The organism is Sphingomonas sp. FG14, assembly GCF_057809675.1.
Genome location: NZ_JBMDKK010000003.1, coordinates 528343 through 543645, shown reverse-complemented (window position 1 = coordinate 543645; position 15303 = coordinate 528343). Strand labels below are relative to the sequence as shown.

The 15303-nt window shown below is 65.1% G+C and carries 18 protein-coding genes; 9 read left to right on the top strand and 9 right to left on the bottom strand.

The genetic code is table 11. The features are described 5' to 3' along the window. Positions 1 to 36 precede the first annotated feature (36 nt). Positions 37 to 921: an alpha/beta fold hydrolase gene (locus ACODTA_RS14750; protein WP_489066668.1), complete on the top strand. Its 885-nt coding sequence runs from the start codon at positions 37 to 39 to the stop codon at positions 919 to 921. Here ACODTA_RS14750 and ACODTA_RS14745 read toward each other — a convergent pair. Next, positions 910 to 2157 (bottom strand): TCR/Tet family MFS transporter, encoded by a 1248-nt coding sequence (locus ACODTA_RS14745; protein WP_489066667.1) that lies wholly within the window; start codon positions 2155 to 2157, stop codon positions 910 to 912. The genes ACODTA_RS14750 and ACODTA_RS14745 overlap by 12 nt on opposite strands. 105 nt (positions 2158 to 2262) lie before the next feature. Between ACODTA_RS14745 and ACODTA_RS14740 the strand changes: the two genes are divergently transcribed. Both ACODTA_RS14740 and ACODTA_RS14735 read left to right on the top strand, forming a co-directional pair. Then, complete coding sequence (locus ACODTA_RS14740) at positions 2263 to 3120, top strand: alpha/beta fold hydrolase (RefSeq protein ID WP_489066666.1); 858 nt, start codon at positions 2263 to 2265, stop codon at positions 3118 to 3120. Continuing rightward, positions 3107 to 3757 carry a CAP domain-containing protein gene (locus ACODTA_RS14735; protein ID WP_489066665.1) on the top strand — a complete coding sequence of 217 codons (651 nt, stop codon included), beginning with the start codon at positions 3107 to 3109 and terminating at the stop codon, positions 3755 to 3757. Before ACODTA_RS14740 ends, ACODTA_RS14735 begins: the two co-directional genes overlap by 14 nt. 6 nt (positions 3758 to 3763) lie before the next feature. On the opposite strand, the gene nadB is transcribed toward ACODTA_RS14735, so the two are convergent. The 3 genes from nadB to ACODTA_RS14720 all read right to left on the bottom strand — a co-directional run bounded on the left by nadB (position 3764) and on the right by ACODTA_RS14720 (position 6725). Further along, on the bottom strand, positions 3764 to 5353 hold the full coding sequence (gene nadB, locus ACODTA_RS14730) for an L-aspartate oxidase (protein WP_489066664.1): 1590 nt from the start codon (positions 5351 to 5353) through the stop codon (positions 3764 to 3766). A gap of 1 nt (position 5354) precedes the next feature. After that, positions 5355 to 5717 (bottom strand): endonuclease domain-containing protein, encoded by a 363-nt coding sequence (locus tag ACODTA_RS14725; protein ID WP_489066663.1) that lies wholly within the window; start codon positions 5715 to 5717, stop codon positions 5355 to 5357. An 84-nt stretch (positions 5718 to 5801) separates the two neighbouring features. After that, positions 5802 to 6725, bottom strand: a complete 924-nt coding sequence (locus tag ACODTA_RS14720; protein ID WP_489066662.1) for an ABC transporter ATP-binding protein — start codon at positions 6723 to 6725, stop codon at positions 5802 to 5804. A gap of 218 nt (positions 6726 to 6943) precedes the next feature. On the opposite strand from ACODTA_RS14720, the gene ACODTA_RS14715 reads away from it, so the two are divergent. From ACODTA_RS14715 to ACODTA_RS14690, 6 genes are all read left to right on the top strand, one after another. Beyond that, positions 6944 to 7159, top strand: a complete 216-nt coding sequence (locus tag ACODTA_RS14715) for a zinc-finger domain-containing protein (protein ID WP_489066661.1) — start codon at positions 6944 to 6946, stop codon at positions 7157 to 7159. A 67-nt stretch (positions 7160 to 7226) separates the two neighbouring features. Next, positions 7227 to 8651 (top strand): metalloprotease TldD, encoded by a 1425-nt coding sequence (tldD, locus tag ACODTA_RS14710; RefSeq protein WP_489066660.1) that lies wholly within the window; start codon positions 7227 to 7229, stop codon positions 8649 to 8651. After that, positions 8648 to 9190, top strand: a complete 543-nt coding sequence (locus ACODTA_RS14705) for a DUF924 family protein (RefSeq protein WP_489066659.1) — start codon at positions 8648 to 8650, stop codon at positions 9188 to 9190. The genes tldD and ACODTA_RS14705 overlap by 4 nt, the downstream gene beginning before the upstream one ends. A gap of 31 nt (positions 9191 to 9221) precedes the next feature. Then, positions 9222 to 9422, top strand: coding sequence for a putative signal transducing protein (locus ACODTA_RS14700; RefSeq protein WP_489066658.1), 201 nt, complete (start codon positions 9222 to 9224; stop codon positions 9420 to 9422). 156 nt (positions 9423 to 9578) lie between these two features. After that, complete coding sequence (locus tag ACODTA_RS14695; protein WP_489066657.1) at positions 9579 to 9917, top strand: P-II family nitrogen regulator; 339 nt, start codon at positions 9579 to 9581, stop codon at positions 9915 to 9917. A gap of 16 nt (positions 9918 to 9933) precedes the next feature. Continuing rightward, complete coding sequence (locus ACODTA_RS14690) at positions 9934 to 11343, top strand: ammonium transporter (protein WP_489066656.1); 1410 nt, start codon at positions 9934 to 9936, stop codon at positions 11341 to 11343. A 240-nt stretch (positions 11344 to 11583) separates the two neighbouring features. Here the strand turns inward: ACODTA_RS14690 and ACODTA_RS14685 are convergent, their stop codons facing one another. From ACODTA_RS14685 to ACODTA_RS14665, 5 genes are all read right to left on the bottom strand, one after another. Continuing rightward, entirely contained in the window at positions 11584 to 13170 is a 1587-nt protein-coding gene (locus ACODTA_RS14685) for a GMC family oxidoreductase (protein ID WP_489066655.1), read from the bottom strand. Between the two features lie 74 nt (positions 13171 to 13244). Then, entirely contained in the window at positions 13245 to 13538 is a 294-nt protein-coding gene (locus ACODTA_RS14680; RefSeq protein WP_489066654.1) for a barstar family protein, read from the bottom strand. Further along, a complete protein-coding gene (locus ACODTA_RS14675) occupies positions 13531 to 14451 on the bottom strand; it encodes a sterol desaturase family protein (RefSeq protein WP_489066653.1) in 921 nt (306 codons plus the stop codon). The genes ACODTA_RS14680 and ACODTA_RS14675 overlap by 8 nt, the downstream gene beginning before the upstream one ends. Continuing rightward, complete coding sequence (locus ACODTA_RS14670; protein WP_489066652.1) at positions 14444 to 14842, bottom strand: hypothetical protein; 399 nt, start codon at positions 14840 to 14842, stop codon at positions 14444 to 14446. The genes ACODTA_RS14675 and ACODTA_RS14670 overlap by 8 nt, the downstream gene beginning before the upstream one ends. Beyond that, positions 14839 to 15267 (bottom strand): protein tyrosine phosphatase family protein, encoded by a 429-nt coding sequence (locus tag ACODTA_RS14665; protein ID WP_489066651.1) that lies wholly within the window; start codon positions 15265 to 15267, stop codon positions 14839 to 14841. The genes ACODTA_RS14670 and ACODTA_RS14665 overlap by 4 nt, the downstream gene beginning before the upstream one ends. Positions 15268 to 15303 lie beyond the last annotated feature (36 nt).

The window sequence follows — 15303 nt, the reverse complement described above, 5'->3', positions numbered from 1 at the left end:
CCGGATTAATGTGACCTTCGATCGAAGGGAAAAATCATGACACGCCGAATGCTGCTCGCGCTGTTCGCGCTGCTTGGACTGTTCGCGCCCATGGCGGCGCAGGCGAAGGGCTTCGCATCGGACCGAATCACCGTGACGGTCCAGGGCAGGGGCCCCGACGTGATCCTGATTCCCGGCCTCACCTCCAGCCCCGCCGCCTGGAAATATGCGGTGCCGGCGGTACCGGGCTATCGCTATCATCTGGTGCAGGTGAAGGGGTTCGCGGGCACCGCGCCGGAAGGCAACGCAAAGGGCGATCTGCTCGCCGGCGTCGCCAGCGAGATCGCGCGCTATGTCGCCGAAGCGAGGCTCAAGCGCCCGGCGGTGATCGGCCATTCGATGGGCGGCACAATCGCGCTGATGATCGGCGCGCGCCATCCGGCCGCGATCGCGCGCCTGATGGTCGTCGACCAGGTGCCGTTCATGGGGATGATGTTCGGCCCGCCGGGCAGCACCGGCGAAACCATCCGCCCGACGGCGGACGCGATCCTGGCGCAGATGCGCGCCAACAGCGCCGAGGCACGCGAAAAGTCGATCGGCGCGATGACCGGCGGCATGGTGAAGACCGATGCGGAGCGGCCTGCGGTGGTCAAGAGCGCGCTCGACAGCGATCGCGCCGTGACCGAGAATACATTTCACGAGTTGGTCGTCACCGACCTGCGCCCTGAGCTGGCGCGCATCGCGGTCCCTGCCGAAGTTCTTTATGTAACGCCGGCGGGTACCCCTTTCACCGACGCACAGATCGATGCGGCCTATCAGGCATCCTATGCCGGATTGAAGGGCGCCAGGCTGATGCGTGTACCGAACAGCGCGCATTTCATCATGTACGACAACCCCATTGCCTTCCATGCGGCGATGAAAGCGTTCCTGTCAGGAAACTGAGCCCCCACCACCGGGCAAGGCACCACGCCGGGTCACCACACGGCCGATCACCGCGCCACCGAGCAGGATCAGCGCGGCGATGAAGAATGGCGAACCCGGGTGCGGCAGCACCGGATCGCTGCTGACGGACATCGAATAGACGATGCCGAAGAACAGCGGGGATGCGACACCGGCAACGCTCGCCACGCTGTTGTTGGCGCCCTGAAGCTGCCCCTGCTCGCTTTCGGAGACATGGCGGGTCATCAGCGACTGGAGCGTCGGCATCGCCAGGCCCCAGAGCGCGTTGGGCAGCATCGCGGCGACGAACAGCCAGCCCGTTGGCGCCAACCCCATGCAAGTGATGCCGATCGAACCGGCGAACAGCCCGAACACCATGGTGCCGCGATCGCCCAGCCTTTTGGTGAAGGGACCGACCAGCCCGCCCTGCACGCCCATGTCGAGCACGCCGACCATGGCGAGCAGCACGCCCACCTCCAGCGCGCTCCAGCCGTACCGATATTCGGCATAAAGCACGAACACCGCCGAAAAGACGTGGTGCGCGAAATAGAGCAGGAAATTGACGATCGCGAGCCCGGACAATTCGGGATGCGAACGCAGCAGTTGCAGAGCACCGAATGGATTAGCGCGCTTCCACGAGAACGGCATCCGGCTTTCGGGCTTCAGCGATTCGGGCAGGATGAGCAGGCCATATAGGAATGCGACGCCTGACAATGCCGCCGCCGCCCAGAATGGGGCGCGCGGTGAGATTTCGCCGAGCACGCCGCCGACGAGCGGCCCCAGCACGAAGCCGCCGCTGAACGCCGCGCCGATCAGGCCATAGGCCTTGGCCCGCTTCTCGGGCTCGGTGATGTCGGCCATATAGGCGAAGACGGTGGTGAAGCTTGATGACGTGATCCCGCCGATGATCCGCCCCACCGCGAGCCACCAGAGGCTGGGCGCCAGCGCCATCAGCACCCAGTCCGCGGCAAGCCCGGCGGTGGAGAGCAGGATGACTGGGCGGCGACCATAGCGGTCCGACAGCGATCCGATGATCGGCGAGCAGATGAACTGCATGCCCGCCCACAGCGCGATGAAAACGCCATTCCACACGCCGGCGCTTGCGTTCGAACCCGCGAATTCCTCGATCAGCGAGGGCAGGACAGGGATGACGAGCCCCATCGACATCACGTCGAGTGCGGCCGTCACCAGAATGAAGGCGATCGCGGCGTTGCGTCGCCCGGGGGATGCGGCCGTCACGTATGAAACTCCTTGTGGTCGCGGCTTCTAGCTCGCTCTTTCAATCGAGAAAAGGCGCACATCTTCAGCCTGCGTTAAAAGCCAGGCAGCAATTGGGGTCGTGATATGAAGACGTTGCCATCGATCGATCGCCGCACCTTGCTGGGTGGCGCGCTTGCCCTGGCGCTGATGCCGCGCGCGGCTGCGGCCGCCGCATTTGTCTCATCGCGCATGTCGGTCACGGTCCAGGGACAGGGACCGGATGTGATCCTGATCCACGGCGTCGATTCCTCGCGCGCGATCTGGAACACCACCCTGCCTGCGCTTGCCGGCCATCGCATCCACCTCGTCCAGATCGCCGGATTCTCCGGTGTCCCCGCAGGCGGCAATGCCAAGGGGCCGATCGTCGCATCGGTCGCGGCGGAGATCGCGCGCTACATCGCCGATACCCGGCTGATCCGGCCCGCACTGATCGGACATTCGATGGGCGGCACGATCGCGATGATGGTCGCATCGCGCTGGCCCGCGCGGATCGGACGATTGATGGTGGTCGATATGCTGCCCGCGCCCGCCGGTCTGCTCGGCGGCAATGCCGAAGGCTGGGGGCCGTTCGCCGATCGGCTCGCCGAATTGTTCACCGCAACGCCGCAGGGCCGGCGCAGTTTCGAATCGCTGATGCGGATGTTCGGCGGCAGTGGCGCCACCAGCGACCCCGACGTGACCGCGCGCAGCCTGCGCGAACTGGCAGCGATAGACCTGACGCCCGAACTGCCGAAGATCGTCGCGCCGATCACGGTGACCTTTGCCACACCCCGCCCCGGAACCGCGATCACGCCCGCCGAAATTCGCCAGACCTATGCATCCGCCTATCGCGGCGCGAAGCAGGCGCTGCTCACCCCCATCGCGGATAGCGGCCATATGATCATGCTCGACCAGCCGGCCCGTTTCAACGCGGCGGTCCGGAGCTTCCTTGTCGCGCGCTGACCTGCTCGCCGCTCCGCTGCTGGTCGCGCTCTCCGCTTTACCGGCAGTGGCGCAGCCTCGCGATGACGACGGAGACGCGATCGTCGACGAGATGAATCGCGTGCGCGACGACCCGCGCGGCTATGCCCGATCGCTCCGCGACTATCGTGACGGCTATGAAGGCAGGATCGTGACGCTGCCTGGCCGCGACGACCGGTTGATGACCCAAGAGGGCGTCGCAGCCGTGGACGAGGCGATCCGCTTCCTCGAACGCCAGGCCCCGCTGCCGCCATTGCTGCCCGGACCGATTCTGGCTCGCGCAGCCGCCGATCATGCACGCGATCAAGGCAGCCGTGGCGCGATGGGCCATGTTGGATCAGGCGGATCCACCCCGGGCATCCGCGTGCAGCGACGCGGCGGGCACATCTACGTCGGCGAATCGATCACCTATGGCCCGGACAATGCCGAGGACGCGGTGCGCCAATTGATCATCGACGATGGCGTGCCGACGCGCGGTCACCGCAAGATGCTCTTCGACACCCGCTGGCGCCATGCGGGCGCAGCGTGCGGCCCGCATCGCGGCTATCGCTGGATGTGCATCATCGATTTCGGCGAAACCGCCAATGGCGACGTTCGGCCCCCAACGCCACGGGAGTGACGTCGATCAGGGCGCCAGGACGGTATCGATCGCGGCAGGCAACATCTCTGGATAATCGGTCGTATAGTGCAGCCCCCGACTCTCCTTGCGGTGGAGCGCCGAGCGGACGATGAGGTCCGCCACCTCGACCAGGTTGCGCAGCTCGATCAGATCGGGCGTGACGCGAAAATGGCCGTAATAATCCTCCACTTCCTTGCGCAGTAGCGCAACGCGGTGAGCTGCCCGCTCAAGGCGCTTGGTAGTACGAACGATGCCGACATAGTCCCACATGAAGCGGCGGATCTCGCGCCAATTATGCTGGACGATCACTTCCTCGTCCGAATCGGTGACGCGGCTTTCGTCCCATGGCCGGATCGGCGGCGGTGCCGGGAATTCGTCCCAATGCGCGGCGATGTGCCGCGCAGCGGCTTCGCCGAAGACGAAGCATTCGAGCAGCGAGTTGGAGGCCAGGCGATTGGCGCCGTGCAGGCCCGATTGCGTCACCTCGCCCGCCGCGTAGAGCCCCGGCAGGTCGGTACGGCCGTCGAGATCGATCATCACGCCGCCGCACGTATAATGCTGCGCCGGCACCACCGGGATGGGATCGCGTGTGATGTCGATGCCCAGTTCGATCAGGCGGTTGTAGATATTGGGGAAATGCCCTTTCACGAAATCGGCCGGCTTGTGGCTGATGTCGAGATGGACATAGTCGAGGCCGAGCCGCTTGATCTCATGGTCGATCGCGCGGGCGACCACGTCGCGTGGCGCCAGTTCCTCGCGCGGATCGAAGCGCGGCATGAAGCGCTCGCCGCCGCCCTGCACGCCCGGCGGCAGTTTCAGCACACCGCCCTCGCCGCGCACCGCTTCGGTGATCAGGAAATTCTTGACCTCCAGATTGTAGAGACAAGTCGGGTGGAACTGCATGAATTCCATGTTGGAAACGCGGCATCCCGCGCGCCAGGCCATCGCGATGCCGTCGCCGGTCGCGCCGCGCGGCGCGGTCGAATAGAGATAGGTCCGCCCCGCGCCGCCGCTCGCCAGCACCGTCGCACGCGCGGTGAACAGCTCGACATGGCCGGTCCGCCGGTTGACCGCGTACAGCCCCCAGACATGGCCGTCGCCCGAATAGCGCTCGCCATGCCGGCCGGTGACGAGGTCGATCGCCACCATGTCCGGGATCAGGGTGATGTTGGGATTGTCGCCCGCCGCCTTCTCAAGCGCCTGCTGCACCGCCCAGCCGGTCGCGTCATCGACATGGACGATGCGGCGATGGCTGTGCCCACCCTCACGCGTCAGGTGAAGCGCGCCTGCCTCGGTGTTGAACGGAACGCCGATCGCCGCGAGCCGCTCGATCGCGGCCGGCGCGTTCTCGACGACGAATTCGACGGTGGCGCGGTTGTTGAGCCCCGCGCCCGCGACCATCGTATCCTCGATATGGCTTTCGAAGGTATCGCCAGGTTCAAGCACGGCGGCGATCCCGCCCTGCGCCCATGCCGTCGATCCGTCTGACAGCGCACCTTTCGCGATCACCGCGACCTTGAAGCGCTGCGCGAGATTGAGTGCAGCGGTGAGCCCTGCCGCACCGGAGCCGATGACAAGGACGTCGTAATGGTGCATCTTAAAGCCCCTCCCCTTCAGGGGAGGGGTTGGGGTGGGGCAGTCGCCAAGATGATCTTGACGGCAAAGATCGTGCCTTCAGCAAAATGGCTTCCAGAACACCCTCCATATTATTTGCAACGTCCGCATTCGTAAAACGAAGTACGCACAAACCATAGGGCTCGAAAACCCGATCCGTCTCCCGATCCCGCTCGAAATCGTGTGTATCGCCATCGACTTCGATCACCAAGCCAACGGCCGGGCAGAAGAAATCCACGATCCGGTTACCGATGGTAGCCTGACGGCGAAATTTCCATCCATTAAGTTGTGAGTTGGATAGCTGGCGCCAGAGGCGTTTTTCGAACTCGGTCGGTTCCCGGCGCATCTCTCGCGCTCGTTCGACCAGACTCGGGTTCAATCTCGGCATCCTTCCCCACCCCAACCCCTCCCCTGAAGGGGAGAGGCTTATCTATGCATTGCTCGCCCGCGTCAGGTTCAGGAACACGTCCTCCAGATCGGCTTCGCGCGTCACAACGTCGACGATGCCGTATCCATCCTTCTGCACCGCCGCGAGCACTTCGCCGGCGTTCACCTTGTCCTTGGCATAGGTGATCGCGAGCACGCGCTCGCCTTTTAGCTCGATCTTCTGGAAGCAGGCATTGTCCGGCACCGCCGCGACGTCGCGATCGACGGTCACCTCGACCAGCTTTTCCTGCGCCATGCCGACCAGCGTGCGCGTCGGTTCGTTGGCGATCAGCCGGCCATGGTTGATGATCGCGATCCGGTCGCAAAGCTCCTCGGCTTCTTCCAGATAATGGGTGGTGAGCACCACCGTCACGCCCTGGGCGTTCAATTCGCGGACATAGGCCCAGAGTTGCTGCCGGAGCTCGATATCGACGCCGGCGGTCGGCTCGTCGAGCACCAGCACCGGCGGCGCATGGACCAGCGCCTTGGCGACCATCAGCCGACGTTTCATTCCGCCCGAAAGCGTGCGGGCATAGGCCTCCGCCTTGTCGTCGAGGCGGACGGCGCGCAGCAATTCCATCGTCCGGCGCTCCGCCTTGGGCACGCCATAAAGCCCGGCCTGAATCTCCAGCGCCTCGCGCGGCGTAAAGAAGGGGTCGAACAATATCTCCTGATTGACGATGCCGATCGAGAATTTCGCGTTGCGCGGATTCCGGTCGATATCGAAGCCCCAGATCGCGGCCCGCCCGCCGGTCTTGTTGACCAGGCCCGCCAGGATGTTGATCAGCGTGGACTTGCCGGCGCCATTGGGACCGAGCAGACCGAAGATCTGCCCACGCGGTACTTCGAAGCTGACCCCGTCCAGCGCGCGCTTGCCGCCCGCATAGACTTTTTCGAGTCCTTCGATCTCGATCGCTGCCTGAACCATGCGAACCGCGCATACGCCAAGCAGCGCGACGCGCAAGCCTTCCTTAACCCGCGCGCGCGATGATGCGCCCATGACGACCTGGAAGCCCCATTGGATCGAGGACCTGGCCGGCCTGGCGCTGCGTTCGGCGATGCTGCTCGCACTCGTCGGCGCGCCGGCGCTGCTCTGACCCCAAATCCCGCTGGCAAGCGGCCGCGCGCCTTGCTAAGCGCGCTTTCATGAGCTCCGCACCCGAAACCCTCCGCGTGAAGACCAGCCGCGTCGCCTGTGACGGCGCCAGCGACATCCCAGGCGGCGCCGCGCTCGGCCATCCCCGCGTCTGGCTGGAGATCGACGAGACCGGCTTTGTCGAGTGCGGTTATTGCGATCGGCGGTTCGTGCTGATCGGCGGCCCCGCCGATCAGGGCGGCGAAGAGGCTTCGCAGGCGGCCTGAGGATTTTCCAGAGCTTGCGCGGGGGCTTGCCCCTCGACTGTGCTCGGGACAGGCCTATATCGGTGGCATGACCACCGATCCACGCTCCTATCTCTACCGCCCCGACGGGCTCGATCCCGATTCGGCCAAGCGGCTGACCGCCGACGCGCTCCAGCGCTGCGACGATGGCGAGTTGTTCCTGCAATATAGCGCGACCGAAAGCTTCGGCTTCGACGACGGACGCTTGAAGACCGCCGATTATTCGACCGAATCGGGTTTCGGCCTGCGGGGCGTCAGCGGCGAGACCACGGCGTTCGCGCATGCCAATGAACTGAGCGAAGCGGCGATACGGCGCGCGGCCGAGACGATGACGCTGCTCGATCCCGCGAAGGGCGCGCCCGCCCCACCGCCGCGCGGCAACAATCGCCATCTTTATACGGCGGACAATCCGCTCGGCCTGGTCTCGTTCGCCGACAAGGTCGCGCTTTGCGAATCGATCGACGCGATGGCGCGCGCGCGCGATCCGCGCGTCGCCCAGGTCTCGGTGTCGCTGTCGGGCTCCTGGTCGGTCGTCGACATCGTCCGTCCTGATGGCTTCACCGCGATGGACGTGCGTCCGCTGGTCAGGCTGAACGTCAGCATCGTGACCGAATTGAACGGTCGACGTGAAACCGGCAGCTTCGGTGTCGGCGGCCGTTATCTCTACGATCGGCTGCTCGGCCCCGCGCTGATCGACCGCGCGATCGACGAAGCGCTCAAACAGGCGCTCGTCAATCTCGACTCGGTGCCGGCGCCGGCGGGCGAGATGCAGGTGCTGCTCGGCCCGGGCTGGCCGGGCGTGCTTCTCCATGAAGCGATCGGGCACGGCCTGGAAGGCGACTTCAACCGCAAGGGTACCAGCGCCTTTTCCGGACGGATCGGCGAACGCGTCGGCGCGCCGGGCGTGACCGTGATCGACGACGGATCGATCGGCGAGCGGCGCGGATCGCTCTCGATCGACGACGAAGGCACGCCGACGCAGGAAAATGTGCTGATCGAGGACGGCATATTGAAGGGCTATATCCACGATCGCCTCAATGCCCGGCTGATGGGCGTGGAGCCGACGGGCAATGGCCGCCGCCAATCCTATGCCCATGCGCCGATGCCACGCATGACCAACACCTTCATGAAGGGCGGCAACGACGATCCCGCCGACCTGCTCTCGCGGATGAAGTCGGGCATATTCGCCAAGAGCTTCGGTGGGGGCCAGGTCGATATCGTCTCCGGCAAGTTCGTCTTTTCCTGCACCGAGGCCTATCGCGTCGAGAATGGCAAGCTGGGTGCGCCGATCAAGGGCGCGACCCTGATCGGCGACGGCCCGACCGTGCTGACCAAGGTGCTCGGCATCGGCAATGATTTCGCGCTCGACGAAGGCATCGGCATGTGCGGCAAGGCGGGCCAGTCGGTGCCCGCCGGCGTCGGCCAGCCGACATTGCTGATTGAAGGGCTCACGGTCGGTGGAACCGCCGCATGAGCGCCGAGGTCGACGCTATCCTCGCCTATTGGTTCGACGAACTCGGCTCCGATCGCTGGTGGACGCGCTCTGACGAAACCGACGAGACGATCAAGGAACGCTTCGAACCGCTCTGGCATGCTTGGCGGTCGCGTACGCCGGAGAGTTTTCTGGGCACCGCGCGCGAAGCGCTGGCGGGGGTGATCCTGTTCGACCAGTTCCCCCGCAACATCTTCCGTGGCAGCGCCGACGCCTTTTCGACCGATCCGCTCGCGCTCGCGATCGCCCGGGGCGCGGTCGATACCGGACTGGACGATGCGCTGAGCCAAGACGAACGATCCTTCCTCTACATGCCGTTCATGCACAGCGAGGAACTCGACGATCAGGATCGCGCGCTGCTGCTGTTCACCGCGCTCGGCAACCAGAACTCGCTCGATTATGCGCACAAGCATCACGACGTGATCGCGCGCTTCGGCCGGTTTCCGCATCGCAACGCCGTGCTTGGCCGCTCCATGCGCCCCGGCGAAGAAGAAGCCGCGAAAGAAGGCGCAAACTGGTAGTGTTCGTCGCCAAACGCGGGCGCCCGATCCGGTGACGCTGGTTCCGATCGCCGAATATCCAGACCGGATCGCGGCCGATGTCGCGCGCATCGGGCTCGCCGCCCAAGGCATAGAGGCCGTGCTTTTCGATGGCGGCATGGCGGATCTCGGGCTGGGTTTCATGACGCCCGTCCGCCTGATGGTGCACAAGGATGATGCAGATCGCGCACGTGCGCTGATCGAAGCTGCCTAAAAAACGGGCACGACTTCGCACCTGCACAATAATTTAGCGTCTCCGATCGCCGGTGCGCGCATAGGACGATGCGCGCACGGCCAAATTCGCGCCATTTTCGAATCTGGCACACGCCTTGCTCTCTTCTGCTCCGCACAAAAAGCAGATGGGGGCCGAATGAAACTCGTCATAGCAATCATCAAACCCTTCAAGCTCGATGAGGTGCGCGAAGCGCTTTCCGAGCTTGGTGTCGCCGGGATGACGGTGACCGAGGTCAAGGGTTTCGGGCGCCAAAAGGGTCAGACCGAAATCTACCGCGGCGCCGAATACAGCACGAACATGGTCCCCAAGATCAAGATCGAGATCGCCTGCGCTTCCGCGCTGGCGGACCGCGTGGTCGAAGCGATCCAGGCATCGGCGAACACCGGCGCGATCGGTGACGGCAAGATCTTCGTGCTGGATGTCGGCCAGGCTGTGCGCATCCGCACCGGCGAAACCGACGAAACCGCGCTCTAACGGGAAAGGGGGAACAATGACGATTTCCAAGAAAATCGCGGCGGGTGCGGGAGCGGTCGGCGCTTCGCTGTTCGCCGCTATGCCCGCCTGGGCCAATGTGGCTGCCGCCAATGTCGCGGAAACCGCCAATACCGCCGTCGCAGCCTTGACCGAAGCGGCGCCGGCTGCGGTCGAGGCCACCGTCAACAAGGGCGACACCGCCTGGATGATGGTCGCCACTGTCCTTGTCATGGCGATGATCGTTCCCGGCCTTGCCCTGTTCTACGGCGGCCTCGTCCGGTCGAAGAACATGCTCTCGGTGCTCACGCAGATCATCGCGGTCGCCAGCCTCGCCATGATCATGTGGGTCATGTTCGGCTATGGTCTCGCGTTCGGTGGCGACGCCAACAAGTTCGTCTCGGCCGGCAAATGGTTCCTGGCGGGCGTGAACGCCGATTCCACGGTCGCCACCTTCACCGCGGGCGTGAACATCCCCGAATTCGTCTTCATCGCCTTCCAGATGACCTTCTCCGCGATCACCGTCGCGCTGGTCGTCGGCGGCCTTGTCGAACGCATGAAGTTCTCGGCGCTGATGGTCTTCGCCCTCGTCTGGCTCACCATCGTCTATTACCCGATCGCGCACATGGTCTGGTATCTGGGCGGTTCGGACGACGCGACCGGCCTGATCTTCGGCTGGGGCGCGCTGGACTTCGCGGGTGGCACCGTGGTGCACATCAATGCCGGCGTTTCCGCGCTGGTCGGCGCGATCATCCTGGGCAAGCGCATCGGCTACCAGAAGGAAATCATCGCGCCGCACTCGCTGACGCTGACGCTGGTCGGCACCGGCCTCCTGTGGGTGGGCTGGTTCGGCTTCAACGCCGGCTCGGCGCTCGAAGCCAATGGTTCGGCCGGCCTCGCGCTGATCAACACCTTCACCGCCACCGCCGCCGGCGTGCTCTTCTGGATGCTCACCGAAAAGGCGCTCGGTCATAACGGCTCGCTGCTCGGCGCCTGTTCCGGCGCGATCGCCGGCCTGGTCGCCGTCACCCCGGCAGCCGGCAATTCGGGTCCGTTCGGCGCGATCCTGCTCGGCGCGATCGCGGCGGTCGTCTGCTGCATCTTCGTGATGAAGATCAAGGCCAAGCTGGGCTTCGACGACTCGCTGGACGCCTTCGGCATCCACGGCGTGGGCGGCATCATCGGTTCGATCGGCACCGCCTTCACGATGCTGCCTTCGCTCGGCGGCCCCGGCAAGCCGGACTATGACCTGGGCGGCCAGTTGGTCACCCAGATCATGGCTGTCGGTGTCGCGATCGTCTGGGCCGCCATCGGTTCGGCCATCGCCTTCTACATCGCCAAGGCCGTCACCGGCCTGCGCGTCTCCCCCGAAGTGGAGCGCGAGGGTCTCGACCTCGGCGAGCATGGCGAACGCGCCTACAACTACTGACAGGATCGGGAGGCGGCCGGCAGAAGCCGCCCTCCCCAAGGGGTTCCTCCTGCGAACAGACTGGGTCGGCATGGTAACATGCCGGCCCGTTTTTTATGCGAACGCGCCGTTGGCGCGGTTCGCATAACCCCGGCGAAAGCTGGAGTCTCTCACGCGTCGATGCGAAGCTCTCGCATCGCAGCTCGAGACATAAGTCTCTCGCACCCATCCCAAACCCCTCCCGTGAACGGGAGGGACTTTTTAGTGCTGCGCCAGATCGGCTTTCACGAAATCGGCGCAGCGCTCGCCGATCATGATCGTCGGCGCATTGGTATTGCCGGAGACAAGAGCGGGCATGATCGACGCGTCGGCGACATAGAGGCCATCTACCCCGCGTACCCTGAGCCGCGGATCGACCACCGAACCCGCATCGGCGCCCATCCGGCAAGTGCCCACCGGATGATAGACCGTGTCGGCCCGGTCACGGATGATCTCGATCATCGCCGCATCGTCGCGCACACCGGCCATATGCCTGTCGCGCCCGCCATAATCGGAGAGCGGTGGCGCTTCCAGGATGCGGCGCATCAGCTTCACGCCAGCCAACAGTGTCTCGACGTCGCGTGCGTCGGACAGGAAAGCCGGATCGATCAGTGGCGCCGCGGCTGCATCGGGCGACGCGAGACGAACGGTGCCGCGACTATACGGCCGCAACACGCAGACATGGCAGGAAAAACCGTGTCCCTTCACCTTGGTCCGCCCATGATCCTCCAGCAGCGCCGGCACGAAATGGAACTGGACATCGGGCGCGGGCAGATCGGCGCGCGTTCGCGCGAAACCGCCGCTTTCCGCATAAGGCGTCGTAAACGGACCGCTGCGCGACCGGAACCATTGGAACATGGCCCCCAATGTGCTGAGCGTGCCGCGCAAGGTCTGGCCGATGAAAGGCGCACCCGCTGTCTCATAGCCGGCGACATAGTCGATATGATCCTGCAACGCCCCGCCGACCGCCTGCCGATCGCGTATCACCGCGATGCCATGATCGCGCAGATGCTCCGCCGGACCGATGCCCGAAAGCATCAGCGTCTGCGGCGATCCGAAGGCGCCGCCCGCGACGATCACCGCGCCCCGCGCGCGGACGGTGCGCCGGGCGCCGTTCTGCGCGAACTGGACGCCGACGGCACGTCCATCCTCGATCAGGATACGCTCGACCAGCGCGCCCGTACGGATATCGATGCGATCGCGGCGCGGCTCGATATAGGCGCGCGCGGCGCTCCAGCGCTCCCCGCCCTTCTGCGTCACCTGATAGACGCCGACCCCGTCGAGCTGGGCTCCGTTGAAATCGGAATTGCGCGCCAATTGCAGCGACGCCGCCGCTTCCACAAAGGCGAGGCTGCCCGGATTGGCGCTCTGCTGGTCGGACACCGCCAGCGGGCCGCCGACACCATGGAAGCGATCCTCGCCGCGTATATTGTCCTCCGCGCGGCGAAACACCGGCAGCACATCCGCATACGACCAGCCATGACAGCCCATCGCCGCCCAATTGTCGTAATCCCAGGCGCCGCCGCGGATATAAAGCATCGCGTTGATCGCGCTGGATCCGCCCAATCCCCGCCCGCGCGGCTGATAGCCGCGCCGCCCGTTGAGCCCGGCCTGCGGAACCGTCTCGAACCGCCAGTTCGACGCGTCCGGAATGAAGGGCATCATGCCCGGCGCGCGGATGCGCCAATCGGTATTGGCGCCCCCTGCCTCGATCAGCGCGACGCTGAGCCCCCTGTCCGCCGCGAGCCGGCCCGCCACCGCAGCGCCACCCGATCCGCCGCCCACCACGACGATGTCGACCTCGTCCATCCACCCGCTCCCGCTCGGTCACCTGAAAGTGATCTCGCGTTTACGTTAACGTCATTTCCATTACGGGCAAGCGATCAAATATGGACGAAGCTGAGCGCGATTGGGCGGTTGAGCGCACGGGCGTCATCGACGATCCCGACAAGCGCATCGAACAAGGTGGTCAACGCAGGCACGGGCCGCGCCGGGCACAATATTTCGACCGCGAAGGGCGGCTCCACGCCATTGATACCGCCGCCAATAAGGGAATCGGCCAGCGCGTCGATCGAATGGCTGTGCCATGACGGCGCATCGATCGCCGCCAGGAACGCATCGTAGAAGCTTTCCACATCGGCCCAGCCGCGTCCGTCGAGGCGGATCACTTCAGCCATGGTCCGTGATCACCGCGTCCTGCCCCCGCTCCTGCCTCGCTTGCCAGCGCGCCCGGATCGTCTCGCTCGAGTCGCGTGATCCGTCATGACTCCAGCCCGGCGGAGCGACAAGATAACCGATCTTGTTGCGGATACCTGGCGCGCGCCACACATCCCGCGCCATGCCGACCCATTCGTGGAACGCGGCCCAGAGCAGGTTGAAACTGCCCAGTTGCTTCACGATTCCATAGCGTGGGCGCTCCTCGTCGAGCTCAGGCGTATAGGTGCCGAACATCCGATCCCAGACGATGAACACACCGGCATAGTTGCGATCGAGATAGCGCGGATTGGTGGCGTGGTGGACGCGGTGGTGCGACGGCGTGTTCATCACCGCCTCGAACCAGCGGGGCATCCGCCCGATCGTCTCGGTATGGATCCAGAACTGGTAGATCAGGTTGAGCCCTGCACAGAAGAACACCATCGCCGGCGGGAATCCGATCAGGAACAGCGGCAAGCGGAAGATGAAGGCCAGGCTGATGAAACCGGTCCAGGTCTGCCTGAGCGCGGTCGACAGATTATAATGCTGGCTGCTGTGATGGATGACATGGCTCGCCCAGAACCAGCGTACCCGGTGCGCGCTGCGGTGGAACGCATAATAAGCGAGATCGTCGAGCACGAAGCACAGCGGCCATGCCCACCAGCCATAACCGATATCGAGCAACCGGTGGTTCCAGAGCCAGAGAGCCGAAGCACCCACGGCCCCGGCACACAGCACCGCGGCGATCGTGCTGCCCAGCCCCAACCCCAGCGAAGTGAGCGTGTCGCGCACATTATAGCGTGCCCGGTCGCGTCGGCGCGCGACGAGCATCTCCACAAACACCAGGGCGATGAAGCCGGGGACCGCGAAATTGACGGGATCGGGCAGCTCAACCATGATGATTGTATCTAAGGCCGCTCGCCCAGCGCGCCGCCTGATCGCCCAAGTCCAGCGTCACCCGCCCGAACATCCGGTCCGCCGTCGCGATGGTCAGCATCCGCCGATCGAGCCGACCGAAAAAGGGTGGCTCCAGGAGCCGCGAGACGAAGTGATTGCCATGAACGCGGATCAGCATGTGCCGTCCTTCAGCGTCCTTGAGCAGGGCGGCATGGCCGGCGCGATCGACCACCACATCGACAGGATCGAAGCCGCAATGCGCCTCATCCGCCAGGATCCTGGCATGCGCCAGGTCGGCGATGCGGACATCAGCGCCCAATCCCAGCAGTTGCGCGGCAAGCCCAAGGCCGAGAACCCCGACCACCGAACCGCCGAGCAGCAGCCAGTTCATGCGCGCGCCGAAAGCGCGTCCAGCATCGGGCGGATAGACCCGAGATCGTAACCCGCGCCCGCCGCGGTTTCGCTGAGCGCATCGGGCGAACCGCCGCGCTGCGCCGATGCGAGCGCCCAGAGATAGGTGGAACGCGTGCCCGACCGGCAATAAGCGAGCACCGGCCCGCCCGCCGCATCGAGCGCGGCGTTCATCTCGTCGAGCTGGTTGGCCGAGAAGCCGGCATGGGTGACAGGTATCGCGCGATAGGCGAGGCCGGCGGCGGTGGCGGCCGCCTCGATCTCGGCGCCGCTCGGCTGCCCCTCTTCCTCGCCCTCGGGACGATTGTTGATGATCATCGTCACGCCCTGCGCGGCGGCGGCCGCGACCTGATCGGCGGTGATCTGCGGCGACACGGCGATCGTGTCATCAAGCCTTCGGAACATCGGATACTCCACGGGAAACGGAAACCTCATCCGCTT

Excerpts from the sequence above, each read along its gene's own strand:
- ACODTA_RS14750 (WP_489066668.1), top strand. The coding sequence starts at position 37 with ATGACACGCCGAATGCTGCTCGCGCTGTTCGCGCTGCTTGGACTGTTC.
- ACODTA_RS14740 (WP_489066666.1), top strand. The coding sequence starts at position 2,263 with ATGAAGACGTTGCCATCGATCGATCGCCGCACCTTGCTGGGTGGCGCG.
- nadB (WP_489066664.1), bottom strand. The coding sequence starts at position 5,353 with ATGCACCATTACGACGTCCTTGTCATCGGCTCCGGTGCGGCAGGGCTC.
- ACODTA_RS14725 (WP_489066663.1), bottom strand. The coding sequence starts at position 5,717 with ATGCGCCGGGAACCGACCGAGTTCGAAAAACGCCTCTGGCGCCAGCTA.
- ACODTA_RS14720 (WP_489066662.1), bottom strand. The coding sequence starts at position 6,725 with ATGGTTCAGGCAGCGATCGAGATCGAAGGACTCGAAAAAGTCTATGCG.
- ACODTA_RS14715 (WP_489066661.1), top strand. The coding sequence starts at position 6,944 with ATGAGCTCCGCACCCGAAACCCTCCGCGTGAAGACCAGCCGCGTCGCC.
- tldD (WP_489066660.1), top strand. The coding sequence starts at position 7,227 with ATGACCACCGATCCACGCTCCTATCTCTACCGCCCCGACGGGCTCGAT.
- ACODTA_RS14705 (WP_489066659.1), top strand. The coding sequence starts at position 8,648 with ATGAGCGCCGAGGTCGACGCTATCCTCGCCTATTGGTTCGACGAACTC.
- ACODTA_RS14695 (WP_489066657.1), top strand. The coding sequence starts at position 9,579 with ATGAAACTCGTCATAGCAATCATCAAACCCTTCAAGCTCGATGAGGTG.
- ACODTA_RS14690 (WP_489066656.1), top strand. The coding sequence starts at position 9,934 with ATGACGATTTCCAAGAAAATCGCGGCGGGTGCGGGAGCGGTCGGCGCT.
- ACODTA_RS14685 (WP_489066655.1), bottom strand. The coding sequence starts at position 13,170 with ATGGACGAGGTCGACATCGTCGTGGTGGGCGGCGGATCGGGTGGCGCT.
- ACODTA_RS14680 (WP_489066654.1), bottom strand. The coding sequence starts at position 13,538 with ATGGCTGAAGTGATCCGCCTCGACGGACGCGGCTGGGCCGATGTGGAA.
- ACODTA_RS14675 (WP_489066653.1), bottom strand. The coding sequence starts at position 14,451 with ATGGTTGAGCTGCCCGATCCCGTCAATTTCGCGGTCCCCGGCTTCATC.
- ACODTA_RS14670 (WP_489066652.1), bottom strand. The coding sequence starts at position 14,842 with ATGAACTGGCTGCTGCTCGGCGGTTCGGTGGTCGGGGTTCTCGGCCTT.
- ACODTA_RS14665 (WP_489066651.1), bottom strand. The coding sequence starts at position 15,267 with ATGTTCCGAAGGCTTGATGACACGATCGCCGTGTCGCCGCAGATCACC.